We start from the raw sequence: 18775 nt of genomic DNA on the forward strand, positions 1-18775 counted from the left end.
GGCACATCACAGCGAACCGGGCGGATTTCGCAGGAACAATTCCGCACCGAGAGGCATGCCGTTCCCATGGACCACCCGGCGTCCTCAGTCTCCGGCCCGGCCCCCGGGCGCGAGCTCGCCGAATTCGGCTCGATGCTGGTGCGGCGCCGCGTCGCCCTCACCGTCTTCCTGCTCGCCGGGGTGTGCGCCGGCGGCGTCGTGCTCGCGACCACCCCACCCTCGTACACGGCCACCGCCGAGGTGCTGGTGGCCCCCACCGGAGTGCAGGACCAGACCAACCCGACCACGCCCCGCCAGCGCGAACCGCTCAACCTCGACACCGAGGCGCAGGTCGCCCGCTCGGCCGTGGTCGCGGCCCGGGCCGCGCGCGCCCTCAAGGTCAACGACCCCGACCCGCTCAGAGACCGCGTCGCGGTCACCGTGCCGCCCAACTCCGCCGTGCTCGCCATCTCCTACACCGCCGCCGACCCGGTCAGCGCCGCCGCGGGCGCGCAGGCGTTCGCCAAGGCCTACCTCGCCAACCGCGAGGCGACGGCCACCCGCGCCCTGGACGCCCAGCTCAAGGTGCTCTCCGGCAAGCTGCGCGAGATCGACTCCCGGCTCGCCGCCACCGCCGCCGGCCTGCCCCGCACCGCCCCGGGCTCGGCGGCGCGCACCATCGCCGGCCAGCGGCAGAACGTCCTGAGCCGGCAGGTCTACAACCTCACCGTCAAGTACGACTCCCTCAAGACCGTGGCGATCACCCCGGGCACCGTCATCAGCGACGCCCGCCCGCCCGCGTCGCCCTCCCAGCCGAGCCCTCCGCTCTACCTCGGCAGCGGGCTGTTCCTCGGCCTGCTCGCCGGGGCCGGCGCCGCCATGGTCCGCGACCGCTTCGACACCCGTCTCAGGACGGCCGCCGACATCGAGCGCCTCACCGGGCTGCCCGTCCTGTGCGAGGGTGAGAACGCCCGCGAGCTGCGCGAGCTGGCCATGGCCGTGGCCCGCCACCTGCGCGACGGCGGCGAGCTGTTAGTGCGCGGTGTCTCCCCCGACACCGACCCCGAGCCGATCGCCGACGACCTGCGCGTGGCGCTCACAGGCCTGGCCCCGATCTGGGTGCGCACCGACCAGGCGGCGCGCGCCGACGCCGCGGTGCTGGTCGTCGAGCGCCGCGCCGCCCGGTCCAAGCAGCTCGCCCAGGCCGTCCGGCAGCTCAGGCGCACCGACACCGCGCCCCTCGGCGTGATCCTGCTGCCCTCGCCCGCTCCGCTGCCCCGCGGCCAAGCCTCCCTGCCGCACGGCCACCACCGTCACCCCGGCAACCCCGCCTCCCGCGCCTCATGAGACGGCTTCTGCGGCCGCCGCCCCCGGCACGCCGGCCGATCGCCGCGCTGCTCGTGGGCTACCCGCTGTGGTGGGCGCTCGGCTTCGGCGGCCTGTCCCTGGTGGTCCTGGCCGTCCCGATGGCCGTCGTGCTGTGGCGGCGGCGGCCGATCGCGGTGCCCAAGGGCATGGGCCTGTGGGCGCTGCTCATCGCCGGATACCTGGTCAGCGCCCTCATGCTCGGCGAAATGCCGCCCGGCACCTACGGCGACCTCGGCGCCGGCCGCGTCTTGGGGTACGCGATGCGGCTCGCCCTCTACCTGTCCCTCATGATCATGGTGCTGTACCTGGGGAACCTCACCCCCGACGAGCTGCCGCAGCGCACGCTGGTGCGCATGCTCGGGGTGCTCTGCGTGACCACCGTGGCCGGCGGGCTGCTCGGCGTGCTCGCCCCCGGCTTCCAGTTCACCTCGCCGCTGGAGATGGCGCTGCCCGAGTGGATCGGCGGCAACTCCTACGTCCGCAACCTGATCCACCCGACGGCCGCGCAGGTGCAGCACGTCCTGGGGCACGCCTCGCCGCGCCCCGAAGCGCCCTTCGAATGGGCCAACGCCTGGGGGAGCAACATCTCGGTGCTGCTCATCTGGTTCGTCGTCGGCTGGTGGACCTACGGCGGCACCGTCCGCCGCCTGCTGTGCGCGGCCGTCGTCGCGCTGGCCACCGTGCCCATCGTCTACTCCCTCAACCGCGGCCTGTGGATCGGCCTGGCCGTCACCGTCGCCTACGTCCTGGTGCGCGCCCGGTCGCGCACGGCGCTCGCGGTCGGCGCGGCCCTCGCGGCGGCGGCGCTCGCGTTCTGGGCCGGGCCGCTCGGCGCCATCGTCGCCCAGCGCCTGGACAGCCCGCACAGCAACCGCATCAGGGCCTTCACGGTCGCCGGCACGCTGGAGGCCGCCGCCCACTCGCCGGTCATCGGGTACGGCAACACCCGCAACGCCTTCGGCAACTACCAGACGATCACCACGGGCCGCACCGACTGGTGCGCCGAATGCGGCCACCCCCCGCTCGGCAGCGACGGGCAGCTGTGGCTGCTGCTGATCACTCAGGGCTACACCGGCGCCGCGCTGTACATCGCGTTCTTCGCCGGGGCCGTCCGCCGGTTCCGGCACGACCGCACCCCCATCGGCCAGGCGGGGACGCTGGTCATGATCCTCGTGCTGATGTACATGGTCGTGTACGACGGCCTGGTCACCGCGCTGATCCTCTACCTGGTCTCCTACGCCCTCCTCTGGCGCAACGCCCCCGTCCCAGGCGCCGCGCCCCCCGGCCCCGCCGGATCGCGGGCCCTCACCGCCCCGATCGGGACGAACGGCGCGGCGGGCACCGAACCGATCTTGAACGACAACAGGGCGGTCACTGACCCGATGCGGACCGTCGGTGGTGTGACCCGCGGTCGTCTGCGGGCAGTCGGTAATGAGGCCGGTCGTCCGACACGGACCACCGGTACGACGACCACCGCACCAATGGAGGCGTTCCGGTGAGGGACTACCGCGCCCGTCTGGGCTATCTCGACCAGGTCACCACCCTGCTCTACCCGACCCCCGCTCCCACGCCGTCCCAGCCCTCGGCCACCGATCCCGGCACCGCGGTCTCCGTTCCTCCGGAGACGGACCGCTCGTCTCCGGCCAGCCACTCCACTTCCTCCACCACGGACTCCACCGTCGACTCCACCGTCGACTCCACCGTCGGCCCCAGCATCGATCCCGGCACGGACTCCGTCTCTTCCGGCGCCAGGGCCGCGTACGCCGTGCTGCCGAGCAGGTACCTGCCCCGGCGGCTCGTGCCGCGCTCCCGCTGGCTGCCGGGACGACGGCGCCTGCCGCACGGGCCGGGCACGATCGAGACCTACCTCAGCGAGGTGTTCGGCCGGCCCGTCAAGGTCATCGTGCACGTCCGGCCGGCCCGGCGGGCCAACCGCAAGCCCATCCTGGAGATCCGTTCCGGCTCCGGGGAGCCGCTCGCGTTCGTCAAGATCGGGGACACCGAGCGCTCCCGGTCACTGGTCCGGCACGAGAGCGCGGTGCTCGAAGCGCTGGCCGGGCTGCCACTGCGGGTCGTCGCCGCGCCCACCGTGCTGCACCACGGCGTCTGGAACGGCCTCGACGTGCTCGCCCTGTCCCCGCTGGCCACGCGGCGGCGGCGCGTCCCCGCGGCCCTGCTGGAGGACGCCGTCCACGAGATCGCCGCGCTCGCCGTCCCCCGCGCCACGCCCGGCGAGGGCCGCCCCTCTCCGTTCGTCCCCTCCCAGCGCCCCAGCGAGGACGACCTCACCGACCCGGCGCGCCCCCTCGCCACCGGCGACCCGCGTCCTTCCGCCTCCACCGACCAGGTGCGCTCTCTCGCCGCCGACCCGGGGCGTCACCTCGCCACCGGCCACCCCGCGCGCTCTTGCGCCGCCGGCGACGAGGTGAACGACGGCGCCGCACGTGTCCTGCGCCTCCCGGCGGACGGGCGGGGCGACCACGCCTGGCACGGCGACTTCTCGCCGTGGAACATGGCCCTCTCCCCCGACGGCCGCCTGGCCGTCTGGGACTGGGAGCGTTTCACCACCGGCGTGCCGCTCGGGTTCGACGCGCTGCACCACTTCTTCCAGCGGGCACTGCGCCGGATGCCTCCCCGGCTCGCCGCCGAGGCGTGCGTGGCGGGCGCCGTCCGCACGCTCGCGCCGTACGGCCCTTCGGCGGGCGCGGCGCGGTGGACGGCCGTCCAGTACCTGATCACCCTGGCCGACCGCCATGAGGGGGACGGCCACCAGCCGCTCGGCCCGCCGGCCGCGTGGCTCAACCCCGCCCTCGACCATCTGGAGGTCCTGCATTGATCCGCACGGTGAAGAGATCCGCGCACGCCCTGTCCCATACGGCGGGCCGGCTCACCGTGACCGGGCGGCTCCTGCCGTCCTTCCTGATCACCGGCGCTCAGCGCTGCGGCACCACCTCCCTGTACCGCGCCCTGGCACAGCACCCCCTGATCCTCAAACCCGTGCTGCGCAAAGGGGTGCACTACTTCGACATGGCCTACGGCAAGGGCTCCTCCTGGTATCGCGCGCACTTCCCGCTGAAGGTCACCGCGCACCGCCTTGAACGCAGGTTCGGCATCCGCCCGCTCAGCTTCGAATCCTCGCCGTACTACCTGTTCCATCCGATGGTCCCCTCGCGCATCGCCACCGACCTGCCGGGGGTGAAGCTGATCGCCCTGGTCCGCGACCCGGTCGAGCGGGCCTACTCGGCGCACGCGCACGAGGTGGCGCGCGGGTTCGAGACCGAGGCGTCGTTCGAGCGGGCGCTCGCGCTGGAGCCCTACCGCCTGGACGGCGAGGAGGAACGGCTGCGCGCCGACCCGGCCGCGCGCAGCCGCGCCCACCGGCACCACGCCTATGTCGCCCGCGGCCAGTACGCCGAACAGCTCGCGCGGCTGGAGCCGCTGGTCGGTCGCGACCGCATCCTGGTGCTCGACAGCGGGTCCTTGTTCACCGCACCCGAGCGCGCGTACGACCGGGTGCTGGAGTTCCTCGGGCTGCCCCGTCTCGGCGACCCGGTGTTCGAGCGGCACAACGCCCGCCCCCGCCCGTGCGACATGCCGGCGGCTCTGCGGCGACGGCTGTCGGAGCACTTCGCCCCCTGGGACGCCCGCCTCGAACCCTGGCTCGACGAGCGCCCCTCATGGCGCCCCTGACCCCGCACCCCATGCCTGTCGTCTCCGCCGGCGGAGCGGGCGCGACGCGATCGGTGGTCAAGGGCGGCGCGGCCGGGCTGGTGGGAGCGGCGGTGGCCGCGGGGTCGCAGTTCCTGATCGTGGTGGCCGTCACCCGCGGGTTCGACGCGCGAACGGCGGGCTGCTTCTTCACCGCGACCACCGTGTGCCTGATGGCGGCCGGCGTCCTGCGCCTCGACTGCGGCAACGGCCTGATCTACTTCATCGCCGCAGCCCGCACCGCCACCCCCTCACAGCAACCCGCCCCCGCAGGGCGCGCCACCCTTCGCGTATCAACGTCCGCCGCCTCTGCCATGCCCGCCGCGCCCCGCGGATACCTGCGGGCCGCCCTGCCGCCCGTGGTCATCCTGTCCTTCGCCGTCGCGGCCCTCGTCTTCGCCTACGCGGACGCGCTCGCCACCGCGCTGACCCACACCACGACCAGCCCCGCCCATGTCGCGTGGGGGACCACCGCGGCGCCCTCGCCCGGCGCGGATCTCGCCGTCGTCCTGCTCGGCGCGGCGCTGCGCGGGCTCGGTCTGGCGCTTCCCGTGATCGTCCTGGCCGACATCCTGGTGTCGGCGACCAGGGGCTTCGGGGTCATGCGCCCGACCGCGCTGTTGAGCGGGGTGCTCCAGCCCGGCGCGCAGCTCCTCCTGGTCGGCGCCGTCGCCCTGGCCGGCACCACCGGCGTCCTGCCTGAGGGCGCGGGGACGCCCGGCTCCGCGTCCGGCACCGGGTGGCTCCTGGCCGCGGCCTGGGCGGCGCCCGCGCTGCCGGTGCTCGCGCTGAGCGCCTTCTGGTTGCGCCGACGGATGCCCACCGGGCCGTACGTCCCCCGCGCGGCCCGCGCGTTCTGGCGGTACACCGGTCCGCGTGCGCTGGGCGGGGCGGCGCAGGCGGTGTTCCAGCGGCTGGACGTCGTCGTCGTGGCCGTGCTGGCCGGGCCCGCGCAGGCGGCGCTGTACACGGCCGCCACCCGGTTCAAGGTGGTCGGCCAGCTCGTGAACCAGGGGTTCGCCCAGGCGGCCCAGCCCCGGCTCGTCCGGGCCATGGCCGAGGGTGATCTCCCCCTCGCCCGCAGGCTGTACCAGATGACCACGATGTGGCTCGTCCTGCTGACCTGGCCGGTGTGGCTGGGTTACGCCGTGCTCGCCCCCTGGCTGCTGCGGGCCTTCGGCGACGGCTACCCGGACGGAGCCACCGTGGCCGTGGTCCTGGCCGCCACCATGATGCTGGCGACGGCGTGCGGCATGGCCGACGTCATGCTGATCGCCGCGGGACACACCGCCGCGAGCACGGCCAACATCCTGAGCGCGATCGCGGTCACCGTCGCGCTCGACGTCGCGCTCGTCCCCTCGCACGGGGCGCTGGGCGCCGCCCTCGGCTGGTCCGGCGGGATGTTCGCCAAGAACCTGATGCCCCTGGTGAAGATCGCCCGCTTGTACGGGCTGCGTCCCTTCGGAGCCCACAGCCTCCCCTCCCTCCGCCTCTGGCGCGCCGAAGAGGCGACGTGATGTCCGCCGGAGAGCCGCCATGAGACCCGGAAAGGCGACACGAGGCCCCCGGGGAGACGACGCGATGCTCGGAGAAGGCGAGATGAGCGACCGAGAAGGCGACACCGGCCCCCGAGGAGACACATGAAGCGCGCGCCGCGACCAGGCGGTGTGACGCGAGAAGCGGCGCCCATCCTGGTCACCGGGCTGCCGCGAAGCGGCACGAGCTGGGCGGGCAAGATGCTCACCGCCGGGGGCGGCGCGGTGTACGTCAACGAGCCGCTCAACCCGCAGCGCCCGCCCGGGCGCTCCCCTGGCGTGCTGAACGCCACGGTGGAGCACCGGTTCCAGTACATCTGCCGGGACGACGAGGAGCCGTGGCGGCGCGCCTTCGCCGACACCGTGGCCCTGCGCTACCAGTACGTCGCCGAGCTGCGCCGCAACCGCTCGCCGGGCGATCTGGCGCGTCTGGCGAAGAACGCCTCGGCCTTCGCGCTCGGCCGGGCACGCCGCCGCCGCGCGCTGCTGGACGACCCGTTCGCGCTGTTCTCGGCGGGCTGGTTCGCCGAGCGCCTCGGCTGCCGGGTGGTGCTGCTGGTGCGCGATCCGGCGTCCCTGGTGGCGAGCTGGCGGCGGCTCGGCTGGACCGTTCACCTTCACGAGCTGCTGGAACAGCCGCTCCTGCTGCGCGACCACCCGGTGGTCGGACGGGTGCGCCCGCTGGCCGGCTCCCCCGACCACGTCGCCGCGATCGCCACACTGTGGGCCGTGGCCCGGGAGGTCGCCGGGGAACTGGCCGCCCGCCACCCCGCCGTCCGCCTGGTGTCCTACGAGCACCTGGCCGCCGATCCGCTCGCCGGCTACCGCGATCTGTACGCCTGGTGCGGCCTGCCCTGGACGCCCCGCGCGGCCCGGCGCGTCGAGCGCGCCTGCACGACCGGCCCCCGCGCGGCCCGCCCGCCGCACGGCGCCTCCGCCGCGCGCCACGGCGATACCCGAACGGACGGCTCCACCCGAACGGACGGCTCCACCCGGGCAAGCGGGTTCCCCCGGACGGACGACTCCACCCGGGCAAGCGGATCCACACGAACGGACGGGTCCACCCGGACGGACGGGTCCACCCGGACGGCTGGATCCGCTCAGGGGCACGCGTCCTCTCAGGAGCGCGAATCCACCCTGGCGGACGCGTCCACCCAAGCGCGCGAATCCACCCTGGCGGACGGATCCACCCTGGCGGACGGATCCCCTCGGGCGGGGGGATTCGCCTGGACGGGTCTGTCGCGTACCGCCTACCGCCGCATGGACTCGGCCAGCGCCGCCGCCCGCCCGCCCGCCGGGCTCACCGCCCAGGACCTCTCGCGCATCGAAGCGATCACGCGATGACGGCCGCTCGCGTGCGCGTCCTCGCCGCCCGGTGACCCCGGCCGGCCCCCTCCATGCGTCAAGGCAATGTCATGGAGGGAATTGTCAGCACATCCATGCTGGTCAGAGGATAGGTGGCATGAACGAGAACCACTCGGTCCCCGTCGTCCGGCTGCACGCGGACGAGGACGGCGAATCCCACTTCACCGACGACAGCATGACGCTCGGCCTGGCCGAGTTCGCCCCGCCGGCCCCCGCCATCCTCGTCTCGCCGCCCACGGCGGCGGCGCGCTCGATGTTCCTCGCCCTGCCCGACAACTGGTCGAGCGAGGCGCATCCCGCGCCGCGCGAGCAGCTCATGGTGATGATGAGCGGCGCGATCGAGGTGACCGTCAGCGACGGCGAGACGCGTACGTTCACGACCGGGGACGTGATCATGATCGAGGACACCACGGGAAAGGGCCACACGACCAGGAGCGCCGCCCCGAACGCCCTCGCCATAGTCGTCCAAACGTAGATCGTCCCAGCGCTCCGACGAAGACACAGCCAGGCCGCCTGGGCAGGCCCAGCTCATCACCTGCGCTTCCGCTGGGGACAACCGGGCCGCGCCGGCGGACTCAAACCATCACCAACGCCTCAGTCGAGGACAAGCGGGCCGTGCGGGCGGACTCAGATGGGGACAACCGGACCGCGCGGACGGACTCAGAGCATCACCAACGCCTCCGTCGGGGACAGCCGGGCCGCGCGGATCGCGGGGTAGAGCCCGGCCACGCCGCCGATGAGCACGGTGGCGGCGAGCGCGCCGGTCGTCGCCCACGCCGGCACGACGGTCGGCCAGCTCTGATAAGCGGCGTAGCCGGTGGTCACCGCGATGCCCAGGAGTACTCCGCCGATGCCGCCGAGCGCGGACAGCAGCAGCGACTCGGCGAGGAACTGCGTCCGGATCTGCCCTCGGGTGGCGCCGAGCGAACGGCGCAGGCCGATCTCGGACCGGCGCTCCAGCACCGAGATCACCATCGTGTTGGCGACCCCGACGCCTCCCACCAGCAGTGCCACCGCGCCGAGGCCGAGGAGCAGTCCGTTCAGGGTGGCGTTGGCCGCCCGGCTCGCGGCCAGGGCGTCCGAGGGCCGGGACACGCTGACGTCACCAGCCGCCTGCGGGTTGGCGGTGGCCGCCAGGACGGCGCGCACCGCCTCGACCTGACTGTCCCGCGACCGGGTGTAGACGGTGGTCGCCCGCCCGTCGAAGCGGAACAGGTCGGTGGCGGCCGGCCAGCCGATCAGGACGGCCGTGTCGAGCTCGGGTGCGAGCTTCACCTGGTCGAGCACGCCGATCACGGTGAACCGCTCGCCGCCGACCAGGATCATCGTCTCCGGCCCGGCCCGGCCGATGCCGAGCCGCCCGGCCGCCTCGGCGCCGAGCACCGCGGCCGGGTACCGGCCGGTGCCGCCGTTCAGCCAGACGCCGTTGCGCAGCGTCGCACCGACGGTCTCCGGCAGGCTCGCCCGGGCGGCCGACACGGTCAGCCCGCCGGTCTCCACCTTGGGGATCCTGTCCGAGCGGTACACCTTGGCGTCGCGGATCGCCCCGGTGGCGGAGACGGCGGTGACCGGTCCGATCCGCGCGATCATGGCCTCGGCCTCGGCGGGAAGCTTCGCCTCCTGACCGTCGAAGGTCTGTCCGGGGACGACCGTGAGGAGGTTCGTGCCGAGCGCGGCGAGCTGCCGTTCGAGCTGTTCCCGCGAGGAGGACGAGATGCCCACCACCGCCACCATGGCGGCGATGCCGATCGCGATGCCCAGCGCCGAGAGCAGTGCCCGGGTCGGCCGGCTGCGTAAGCCGGTCGCGCCGACCCGGACCACCTCACGCGGGGACAGCCGGGCGGGCGTAAGCCGGGGGCGGGTCTGCCGGCCCGTCATGACGTGGTCACTCCCGCCTCGTGCGGCAAGGTGACGGTGTCGCCGACCACCCTGCCATCGCGCATCAGCACCTGCCGGTCCAGCCGGGCCGCGATGTCCAGGTCATGCGTGATGACCACGACCGTCGTGCCGGCGGCGTGCAGTTCCCGCAGCACGGCCATGATCCCTTCGCCCGAGGCGGAGTCGAGGTTGCCGGTCGGCTCGTCGGCGAGCAGCAGCGCGGGGTCGCCGATCACCGCCCGGGCGATCGCCACCCGCTGCCTCTCACCCCCGGACAATTCATGCGGCTCGTGGTCGAGCCGGTGTCCGAGGCCCACCCGCTCCAGCGTCGCCCCGGCCCGCCGTCGCCGCTCCCTCAGGGCGACCCCGGCATAGAGCAGGCCGTCGGCCACGTTGTCCAGCGCCGGCACGCCCGAGGCCAGGTGGAACTGCTGGAACACGAAGCCGATGCGGGTCGCGCGCAGCGCCGACAACTGCCGGTCGGACAGCCGCGACACGTCGTGGCCGTCGACCACCACCCGGCCGGAAGTGGGCCGGTCGAGCGTGCCCAGCACGTGCAGCATGGTCGACTTACCCGAGCCGGACGGGCCGACCACCGCGACCAGCTCGCCGGCGCCGATGGTCAGGGTGACGCCGGCGAGCGCCCGCACACCGCCGGGGTACACCTTCGTCACGTCGGTCAGTTCGATCATCGCGGCATCCCCACGGTCGTGCCCTCGCGCAGCCCGTCGCCGGTGATCTCGACCCGGCCGTTCGCGAACAGGCCGGTCTTCACCTTGACGTAGCGCGTGGCGGATCCCTCGACCACCTCGACGCCGTAGCCGCCCTCGGCCAACGCCACGAGCGCCGCGACGGGCACGGTGAGCACGTCCTCGCGCTCGGCCGCGGTGAAGACCACACTGACCACGGCCACCTCGATCCCCGCGGCCGCCTTGGCATCGCGCAGCCCGATGATCGTCTCGATCGAGGTCTCCGCCTGCCCTCCGGAGCCGGTCGGCCGCAGGACCACCGTACGGACCCGCTCCACCCGGCCGGCGACCTTCCGGCCGTCGGGCATGTGGAGCCGTACGCGGACCCCCTTGCGGGCCAGCCGCTGCTTGGACACCTCCAGCCGGGCGGTGACCTGGCGGCCGGTCCCGGTGTACCGCAGGACCTCCTGCCCGCCGCCGGTGGACCGGTTCACCCCTGCCGAGACGGCGTCGATCCGGATCCTGCCCGGGGCGAACACCACCCGCCCCAGCTCGACCTGGCCGGTCCGCGGCAGGCCGAGATCCTTCTGCCATCGCCGCACCGCGACCGAGGTGCTCCACGTGTAGGTCTTGTCCACCGTGAACCCGCCATAGCCGAGCGTCTTGAGGTTGCGTTCGAGCTGCCGCACGTCCGCGCCGGTGACGCCTGGAGCGAGCGTCCGGTAGGCGGCGACGTCGCCGTACATGAGCACGACCGGCGTGTCGTCCACCCGGTAGATCCGCCGGCCCCTGGCGATGACGTCGCCGGGCAGAGGCATCTTGGTGACGACACCCGCGATCCGGCCGGCCAAAGCGGTCTCGGCACGGTAACCCAGATCACCTGGCACCTCGTCGGTGTCCAGCATCGTCATCCGGGTCACCTGGGCGGTGGCCGGCGGCAGGTTCGCCGCGGCCGGCGCACCCGTGCCGCCCCCGCCGCCGAACCCGCCACCGAATCCGCCGCCGCCGAATCCGACCGCGCCCGCGGTCGCCGCACCTGCCGCGAGCACGACGGCGCCAAGGACCGCGACGGTCCCGCCGCGCCTCCGTCGGGCGGCGCGGCCGCTCACCGGCACGACGTCACCCGTCCCTTCTCCGTCATCCGTTCCTTCGCCGTCGCTCGCCCGTTCTCCGTCGCTCGCGGGCACGGGGTCGTCCACCCGCGCCACATCGCCCGCCCGTTCCGCGTCACCCGCCGGCACCGCGTCGCCCGTCCGTTCTCTGTCGCTCGCCGGCGCCACGCCGCTCACGGGCTCCGCCGCGAGCTCGGCCGCGCCGACGCGGCCGCCGCGTCCTCCCGCGCGTCGCAGGTCTCCTTCGCCGCGGGGAACCGCGGGTCGTTCTCCACCGACGGTTCGATCTCGAAGTGACCGTCGGGCTCCGGATCAGGAAAGCCCGCCACCCCCTGCTCCCGCATGCACTGGGCGAGCACGCGCGACAGCCCCTGCTTCAACTGCCGCACGTCGGCCGGCAGGACGGGGCGGAGGCTCTCGCACGCCTGCTGTGCCTTCTCCAGCACGTTGCCGTCCACCGCGTCCTTGGCGAGCCCCTGGTAACGGATGCCGTCACCGTGATTGACCACCGGATCCGGCTGCGGCACCCCGTGCTCCCGCATGCACCGTGCCCACCTGATTCCCTGGTCCAGGAGGCTGAGGCTCGCCGTCGCCGCCGGCGCGGCCGAGCCGCCCGCCGAGGCGACGTGCTCGCCGTCGGCCGGTCGGGTACAGGCGGCCGTCGCCACCAGCAAGAGCGGTAGCAGGCAGCCGGCCAGTAGTTGCGTTCTCATCGGTGTTCTCCTCTGGTCCTGTCGGCCCAGTGGAGCAGGACGCCGGCAACCCCGTCGTCACAGAGCGGGTAACACCGGTGTAATGCGCGATCGCGGATACTGCGGTCAGGGAGGGTGCAGGGGTGCGAGTGCTGCTGATCGAGGACGAAGTGCTGCTGGCCGAACAGGTCGCCGACGGGCTACGGGATCAGGGCATCGCGGTCGACCTCGCGGCCGATGGTCTCGACGGCCTGCACAAGGCCGGCGCGAACCGGTACGACGTGATCGTGCTCGACCGTGACCTGCCGCTCGTCCACGGCGACCAGGTGTGCACCGCGTTGGCCGCGGGGGGCGCCGACGCCCGCGTCCTCATGCTCACCGCGGCGGGCGAGGCGGCGGACCGGGTCGCCGGCCTGATCCTCGGCGCCGACGACTACCTGGCCAAGCCGTTCGTCTTCGACGAACTGGTGCTGCGGATCCGCGCGCTGGCCCGCCGCGCCAACAACGCTCCACGGGTCCTGCGGCGCGCCGGCCTGACCTTCGACACCGCGCGGCGCGTCGTCACCCGCGACGGCCGGATCATCCCGCTGACCACCAAGGAACTGGCCGTGCTGGAGATCCTCATGAGCGCCGACGGAGGCATGGTCAGCGCCGAGAACCTGCTGGAACGGGCATGGGACGAGCACGCCGACCCCTTCACCGCGACCGTGCGGGTCACCATCGCCCGGCTGCGCCGCAAACTGGGCGACCCACCGCTGATCGAGACCGTCATCGGCGCGGGCTACCGGCTGTGAGGCGCCGCCGAAAGCACCCGTCGATCCGGCTGCGGCTGACCCTCGTCTACGCGGTCGTGCTCGTGGCGACCTGCGCGGCGCTCCTCGCGCTGAACTACGCCCTGCTCTACCAGAGCCTGTACACCGACAGCATCGGACGCCGCCCCTCGGCCGGGGCGACGGGCGACGCCTCGGCCGGAGAAGACTCGCTGCTGAGGGACGAGAAGTCCAGCGCCGGCGACCCCGCGAGGTTCGACGAGATCAAGCAGAGCGGCCTCGACCGGCTGCGGGCCGACACGCTGCTGAAGAGCGCCGGAACCTCTGCGATCGCACTGGCGGTCACCGCCATGCTGGGACTCGGAGTTTCCTGGGTCGTCGCCGGGCGCATGCTCCGGCCGCTGCGGACGCTCACCGCCACGACCCGGCGGATCTCCCAGGACCGGCTGCACGAGCGCGTCGCACTCACCGGACCGCGCGGTGAGCTCAAGGAACTGGCCGACACCTTCGACGAAATGGTGGCCAGGCTGGAAGCCTCGTTCAACAGCCAGCGGAGGTTCGTCGCCGACGCCTCGCACGAATTGCGCACCCCGCTCGCGATCGTCCGTACAGGTGCCGAGGTGCTGCTCGGCAAGCGGGAGAGCACGCCCGCCCAGTGGGAGGCCATGGCACACAACGTGCTGACCGCGGCCGGCCGGGCCGAACGGCTGCTGGACGGCCTGTTGGCACTGGCCCGCAGCGACAGCGGCGTCATCGCCCACGAGCCGTACGACCTGGCGGTGGCGGCGGCCGTCGCGGTGAGCGAGGCGGACGACGAGGCCGAGCGCGCCGGCCTGGACGTCACCACCGACCTGCGTCCCGCCCTGGTCGACGGCGACCCGGTCCTGCTCGAACGCCTGGTGCGCAACCTGGTGGACAACGCGATCCGGCACAACCGGGAAGGCGGCTGGGTCGAGGTCACCACCGGCCACGGCCCGGCCAACGGTCGTGAAGCGATCGACGGTCGTTATGCGGTCGATGGACGCGACGTGGCCGATGGACGCGGCATGGTCGACGGACGCGGCATGGTCGACGGACGTGACGTGACCTATGGACGCGACATGGTCGACGATCGCGACATGGTCGACGATCGTGGCGCGGCCGGCGGGGTAGCGGTGGTCACGGTGCGCAACAGTGGCGACGTCATCCCTCCCGCGGAGGTCGACCGGCTGTTCGAGCCGTTCCAGCGGCTGGCGTCCGGCCGTGCCGCGGGCTCCCGGTCGACCGGTCTGGGCCTGGCCATCGTCAGGTCCATCGTGCACGCGCACGGCGGCACGGTGACGGCGGCGCCGAACGCCGAGGGCAGCGGACTGGCCGTCACCGTCACGCTGCCGGCATCGAACCGGGCTGAAGGGGAGGCGGCCCGGCGAAGGTGAGGGCCACCGCACCAGCGGCCGGGCCACGCAGCCCAAGACGCCAGAGCATGTCCCGCAGATGATCACGGTGATCGCGGCAGATGATCTCTCGTGGTCAGGCGTGGTGACCCACCATCGGAGCCCTGACGCGTCGGCTCCGCCACCTCGAATCGTCGGACGCGCTCTAGCGGTCGGGCCTGAGCGTGCGGGCGGCGTGCCGGAGGAGGCACGAAGTGAGCAGGCGCAGCGCGAAGGGAAGATCGTCGACCAGGTAACGACGGGCGAGCCGGCCCGGCTCGGCAGCCAGGCGGAACAGCCATTCGAGGCCGGAGCGCCGCATCCACTCGGGCGCCCGCCGCACCGCCCCGGCGGCGAACCCGATGGCCGAGCCGCAGCCGACGAACCACGCCCGGGGGAGGTCGGCGCGGAGCAGGCCGATGAGGCGATCTTGCTTGGGGAAGCCCAGACCCACGAACACCAGGTCGGGACGGGCTCGCAGCAACGCCTCCCGCACGGCGGCGAGCCCCTCCGCCGAGGTCTCGAACCCGAACGGAGGCGACACCACCCCGGCGACGCGCAGCCCCGGATGACGGTCGCTCAGCACCTCGGCGGCGCGTACGGCGACGCCGGGAAGCCCTCCGACGAGGTAGACCGACAGCCCGGCGGACGCGGCCGCCGCCGACAGCGACCAGATCAGATCGGCCCCGGTGATGCGCTCGGGCACCGGGGTGCCCAGCAGCTTGGAGGCCCAGACCAGCGGCATGCCGTCCGGCACGGCGAGGTCGGCGCCCTCGACGATGGCCCGCACCTCGGGGTCGCGGGAGCAGGCCCGGCAGATGTCGACGTTCGGGGTCACGACATGCCCGCCCCGCCCCTGCCGCAGGGCCGTGACGACATGCTCGACCACCTGCTCCTCGGTGAGCGTGTCGACCGTGACCCCCGCCACCGTGACCCGCGCCCGGCCGCCGAGCCTCGCGTCAACGGCACCGCCGACGGCTCCGGCGGCCCCTGAGGACATGGCGGTATCCGTCGAACCGGCGGCTCCCGTGATGGCCACCGAACCGGGGCCTCCGGCGGCGTCCGCGATGTCTGCGACAAGAGGGTGACCGGGAAGTGTGCGGGGCGTCATCAGATGCCGTGCCCTCGGGTGTGCAGCAGGCCGAGCATGGTGTGGGCGGGGACCAGGCCGGAGGCCACCGCGAGGGCTATGGGGACGCGCGGCTCGCCCCGGCGGGCGGCGAACGCGCGGCGCGCCCACCGCCATGCGGCCGCACGGCGTCCGAGCGCCGCGTGGTGGAAGGCGAGCTGGCCGTAGATGCGCGCGGCTCCGCGCGGGTCGGCGGCCAGGTAGGGATGACGGGCGAGCATCCATTCCAGGCCGGCGATGCGGTCGGCCCACCGTGTCGCGTACGCGGAACCGCCCCAGCGAACCCGTACCAGGGGCCGGTCGACGTAGGCGATCGGGTGGCGGCCGACGGCGCGCAGGGCGAGGTCCCAGTCTTCGTTCTGCCCGCCGGGGGCGCTCTCGTCCGGCCAGATCGAGCCGCGCCTGAACAGGAACGTCGAGGAGTGCACCATCACCATGCGGGAGCGGGTGAGATGCCGCCTGGTCACCTGGTCGGTGCCGGCGAGGCGGACGACGCGGTGCGAGCCGTACTCGACCTCGATGGCGCACCCGGCGAACTCGGCGTCCGGGTCGGCGTCGAGCGCCGCGAGCTGGGCGGTCAGCTTGCCGGGAAGCCACACGTCGTCGTCGTCGCAGAAGGCCACCAGATCGGTGTCCAACGCGGCGATGCCGGTGTTACGGGCCCCAGGCAGCCCAGGACTCAACCGATTGGCCACCACCCGGACCGCACCACGACGCACCCCAGGACCCGGCCGATCACACACCACCCGGACCGCACCACTATCCGGACCTGACAGCGCAGGATCCGGCCGGTCAACCACCACCCCGACCGCACCGCTATCCGGTCCCGACAGCGCAAGATCCGGCCGATTGACCACGACTCGGACCGCACCGTGGCCATCCGCCCCCGGCAGCCCAAGACCCGGCCGATCACACACCACCCCAACCGCACCGCTATCCGGTCCTGACAGCCCAGGACCCGGCCGATCAAGCACCACCTGGACCGCGTCCTCGGCGGGCTGGGCCGTGCGCGGCGCCGCCGGGGGCGCGCCGTCGGACAGTTGTCGGGCGACCGCCCGCACCTGAGCGGGACCGTCGACGACCACGATGACGTCCGCGGCCTCGGGGCGGGCCTGCGCCAGCACGGAAGCCACCGCCGCGCGGAGCAGCCGGGGCCGGTCACCGCGGGTGGGGACGACCACGCCGACCGACGGGCTCATCGGCACTCCTGGGCGGTGACGCCGGTGGTGAGCCACGGGCCGGCCGCGGGCTCGGGCAGGGGCTCCGCGGCATGCCGATCGCGTACGCGGTAGCCGTACTGGAGCATGAGCGGCCAGGTCAGCGCGGTGACGAGCCATCGGTGACGCCAGGCCAGGTGCTCGCTCCAGGAGTCGTCCCTCGCGAGTTGGAGCGGGCCGGCCCTGAAGCGCATGGGGTTGCCGGCGCAGGTGTGGGACTTGGACAGTTCGGCGAGCCCAGGACGCAGGAACGGCAGGTCACCCCCGTCCAGCCGCAGATCGGCGAGCAACGCGCCCAGCACTGAGCGCGGATCGGCCAGCAGGTCTTCGTACCTGACGCGGATCACCCTGCCGCCGCGCCGTGCGAGCAGTTCGAAGGCGAGGTTCTGCACGACCCAGTGAAGGGAGGTGCGCCACGGCCGCCAGCGGGTCATGCGGGCGCCGTTCTCGGGCCTGCTCACCCGCCGGTCCCACGAGTGCGCGACCGCCCGGGGATCGCGGACGAGGTGCACCACACTGAGATCGACGACCGGGGAGGTGCTCAGGCAGAAAGCGAGCGAGGCGTGCTTGCTGGAGTCGACCACGACCGGGGCGGCGGCGACCTGCGCGGCCGCCTCGTAGACGCGGGTGTAGGCCCGGGTGTACCCGCTGAGACCGACCCGGCAGCGGCGGCGAGCCAGCGCGGGGATGTGCCGGGTGCGGTCGACCCGGCGCCGCAGGGTCAGCACTCGATCGGCCAGGCCCGGGGACCACCCGCCGAACGCGCGCAGGCCGACCCTCCGCCAGAACGCGCATGAGGTGAACGGCTCACCGCATCCGCAGGGCTCGCGCGAGCACACACCACGTTCCCACAGATGAACGACCTCGCCGAGCGGCGTGACGCCGGGCATCTCGCCGAGCAGCCGCTCGAGCAGCGTCGTCCCACTGCGCCCCAGCCCACCGATGAAGACCACACGAACAGCCACTGCGACGGACCCCCGATGGACGGCCATTACACAACGTGCACAGATTAGCGCGCACAGTAATCGAGGCGTGCCGAAACAGTAAAGGATCTACCTCCTTTTCCCGCCGTCCACCATGTCTTCCCCAAGACCATGCGGCGGAGCCACGACAGCGTCCGACCAGGCCGACCGGCCCGCCATCGCACATCGGCCCCACACCCCCATTCCCCGTGGACAGCTCGACGGCGCCGCCGCGGCTGCGGGATGCGGGTGGCCGGCCCGGCATCGCGTGCCCCACGTCACACCGCATCCCACGTGGACAGCGTGACGGCGCCGCGACTGCGTACTGGAAGTGCGGTGAGCCCCGGCATCGCGCGCGCCACATCAGCGTCACACCGCATCCCACGTGAACACCTTGACGGCGCCGCGGCGGCGGGATGGGGGTGCGGTGAGCCCCGGCATCGCGCGCGCCACATCAGCGTCACACCGCATCCCACGTGGACACCTTGACGACGCCGCGGCGGCGGGATGGGGGTGCGGTGAGGCCGGCGCCGGTGGGCGGTGGGGACGTGGCCATGGTGCTCGTGCCGGTGTGAGATTGATGGTGGGGGGTTGACAGGGTTTGCGGGGACGGCCTGTAATGATCCGCGTGTCGTTGTGACGTCGGCCGCGAAGGCGACGGGCAGGGCGGCACCCGACCTATAGGGGATGATGTCGTGAGTTCTTACTCCACAGGCCGCGCCTGATCATCGCGTCGCGCCCGCGCGTCGTCCCCTCCTCCGGTGACACAAGCTCCCTCCGGCGGTCCAGAGCTGTTTCCGGCGGCACAGAACTCCCTTGGGCGGCACAAAACCCGCCTCCCTCGGAGAGTCGCCCTCGCTTCTGACCACCCGGTGACGGATGCGCCGCTCCGGCGGCCCGACCACGCGCGGTGACGTCACGCCGTTCCACCCCCAGTACGGCCACAGCAGTGCACCGCG

The 18775-nt window shown here is 73.3% G+C and carries 16 protein-coding genes; 9 read left to right on the forward strand and 7 right to left on the reverse strand.

Annotated features, from left to right (window positions below):
* Window positions 1-66: 66 nt before the first annotated feature.
* The 7 genes from ABZU32_RS30810 (at window position 67) to ABZU32_RS30840 (ending at window position 8430) form a co-directional block, all read left to right on the forward strand.
* Window positions 67-1326 carry a hypothetical protein gene (locus ABZU32_RS30810; RefSeq protein ID WP_354927508.1) on the forward strand — a complete coding sequence of 420 codons (1260 nt, stop codon included), beginning with the start codon at window positions 67-69 and terminating at the stop codon, window positions 1324-1326.
* The gene (locus tag ABZU32_RS30815) at window positions 1323-2846 is read left to right on the forward strand and encodes a hypothetical protein (protein ID WP_354927510.1); all 1524 of its coding nucleotides are present in this window, start codon (window positions 1323-1325) and stop codon (window positions 2844-2846) included. Before ABZU32_RS30810 ends, ABZU32_RS30815 begins: the two co-directional genes overlap by 4 nt.
* The gene (locus ABZU32_RS30820) at window positions 2843-4183 is read left to right on the forward strand and encodes a hypothetical protein (protein WP_354927512.1); all 1341 of its coding nucleotides are present in this window, start codon (window positions 2843-2845) and stop codon (window positions 4181-4183) included. The genes ABZU32_RS30815 and ABZU32_RS30820 overlap by 4 nt, the downstream gene beginning before the upstream one ends.
* Before the next feature lie 8 nt (window positions 4184-4191).
* A complete protein-coding gene (locus ABZU32_RS30825) occupies window positions 4192-5037 on the forward strand; it encodes a sulfotransferase domain-containing protein (protein WP_354927514.1) in 846 nt (281 codons plus the stop codon).
* A gap of 11 nt (window positions 5038-5048) precedes the next feature.
* Window positions 5049-6572, forward strand: coding sequence for a polysaccharide biosynthesis C-terminal domain-containing protein (locus ABZU32_RS30830; protein ID WP_354927516.1), 1524 nt, complete (start codon window positions 5049-5051; stop codon window positions 6570-6572).
* Between the two features lie 150 nt (window positions 6573-6722).
* On the forward strand, window positions 6723-7934 hold the full coding sequence (locus ABZU32_RS30835; protein ID WP_354927518.1) for a sulfotransferase: 1212 nt from the start codon (window positions 6723-6725) through the stop codon (window positions 7932-7934).
* Between the two features lie 118 nt (window positions 7935-8052).
* Window positions 8053-8430 (forward strand): hypothetical protein, encoded by a 378-nt coding sequence (locus ABZU32_RS30840; RefSeq protein WP_354927520.1) that lies wholly within the window; start codon window positions 8053-8055, stop codon window positions 8428-8430.
* Window positions 8431-8615: 185 nt separating this feature from the next.
* Here the strand turns inward: ABZU32_RS30840 and ABZU32_RS30845 are convergent, their stop codons facing one another.
* Genes ABZU32_RS30845 through ABZU32_RS30860 form a run of 4 tightly spaced genes read right to left on the reverse strand, consistent with a single transcriptional unit; the run spans window position 8616 to window position 12347 of the window.
* Complete coding sequence (locus ABZU32_RS30845) at window positions 8616-9833, reverse strand: ABC transporter permease (protein ID WP_354927522.1); 1218 nt, start codon at window positions 9831-9833, stop codon at window positions 8616-8618.
* Entirely contained in the window at window positions 9830-10525 is a 696-nt protein-coding gene (locus ABZU32_RS30850) for an ABC transporter ATP-binding protein (protein ID WP_354927524.1), read from the reverse strand. The genes ABZU32_RS30845 and ABZU32_RS30850 overlap by 4 nt, the downstream gene beginning before the upstream one ends.
* Window positions 10522-11811 carry a peptidoglycan-binding domain-containing protein gene (locus tag ABZU32_RS30855; RefSeq protein ID WP_354927526.1) on the reverse strand — a complete coding sequence of 430 codons (1290 nt, stop codon included), beginning with the start codon at window positions 11809-11811 and terminating at the stop codon, window positions 10522-10524. The genes ABZU32_RS30850 and ABZU32_RS30855 overlap by 4 nt, the downstream gene beginning before the upstream one ends.
* Entirely contained in the window at window positions 11808-12347 is a 540-nt protein-coding gene (locus ABZU32_RS30860) for a hypothetical protein (protein WP_354927528.1), read from the reverse strand. Before ABZU32_RS30860 ends, ABZU32_RS30855 begins: the two co-directional genes overlap by 4 nt.
* Window positions 12348-12469: 122 nt before the next feature.
* Between ABZU32_RS30860 and ABZU32_RS30865 the strand changes: the two genes are divergently transcribed.
* A complete protein-coding gene (locus ABZU32_RS30865; RefSeq protein ID WP_354839861.1) occupies window positions 12470-13120 on the forward strand; it encodes a response regulator transcription factor in 651 nt (216 codons plus the stop codon).
* Window positions 13117-14511 carry a HAMP domain-containing sensor histidine kinase gene (locus ABZU32_RS30870; protein WP_354927530.1) on the forward strand — a complete coding sequence of 465 codons (1395 nt, stop codon included), beginning with the start codon at window positions 13117-13119 and terminating at the stop codon, window positions 14509-14511. The genes ABZU32_RS30865 and ABZU32_RS30870 overlap by 4 nt, the downstream gene beginning before the upstream one ends.
* 163 nt (window positions 14512-14674) lie before the next feature.
* On the opposite strand, the gene ABZU32_RS30875 is transcribed toward ABZU32_RS30870, so the two are convergent.
* From ABZU32_RS30875 to ABZU32_RS30885, 3 genes are all read right to left on the reverse strand, one after another.
* Window positions 14675-15508 (reverse strand): WecB/TagA/CpsF family glycosyltransferase, encoded by an 834-nt coding sequence (locus ABZU32_RS30875; RefSeq protein WP_354839856.1) that lies wholly within the window; start codon window positions 15506-15508, stop codon window positions 14675-14677.
* A gap of 110 nt (window positions 15509-15618) precedes the next feature.
* Complete coding sequence (locus tag ABZU32_RS30880; RefSeq protein ID WP_354927532.1) at window positions 15619-16836, reverse strand: glycosyltransferase; 1218 nt, start codon at window positions 16834-16836, stop codon at window positions 15619-15621.
* Window positions 16833-17819 carry a sulfotransferase gene (locus tag ABZU32_RS30885; protein ID WP_354927534.1) on the reverse strand — a complete coding sequence of 329 codons (987 nt, stop codon included), beginning with the start codon at window positions 17817-17819 and terminating at the stop codon, window positions 16833-16835. Before ABZU32_RS30885 ends, ABZU32_RS30880 begins: the two co-directional genes overlap by 4 nt.
* Window positions 17820-18775: the final 956 nt, after the last annotated feature.

The organism is Sphaerisporangium sp. NPDC005288, from assembly GCF_040607475.1.
GTDB lineage: Bacteria > Actinomycetota > Actinomycetes > Streptosporangiales > Streptosporangiaceae > Sphaerisporangium > Sphaerisporangium rhizosphaerae.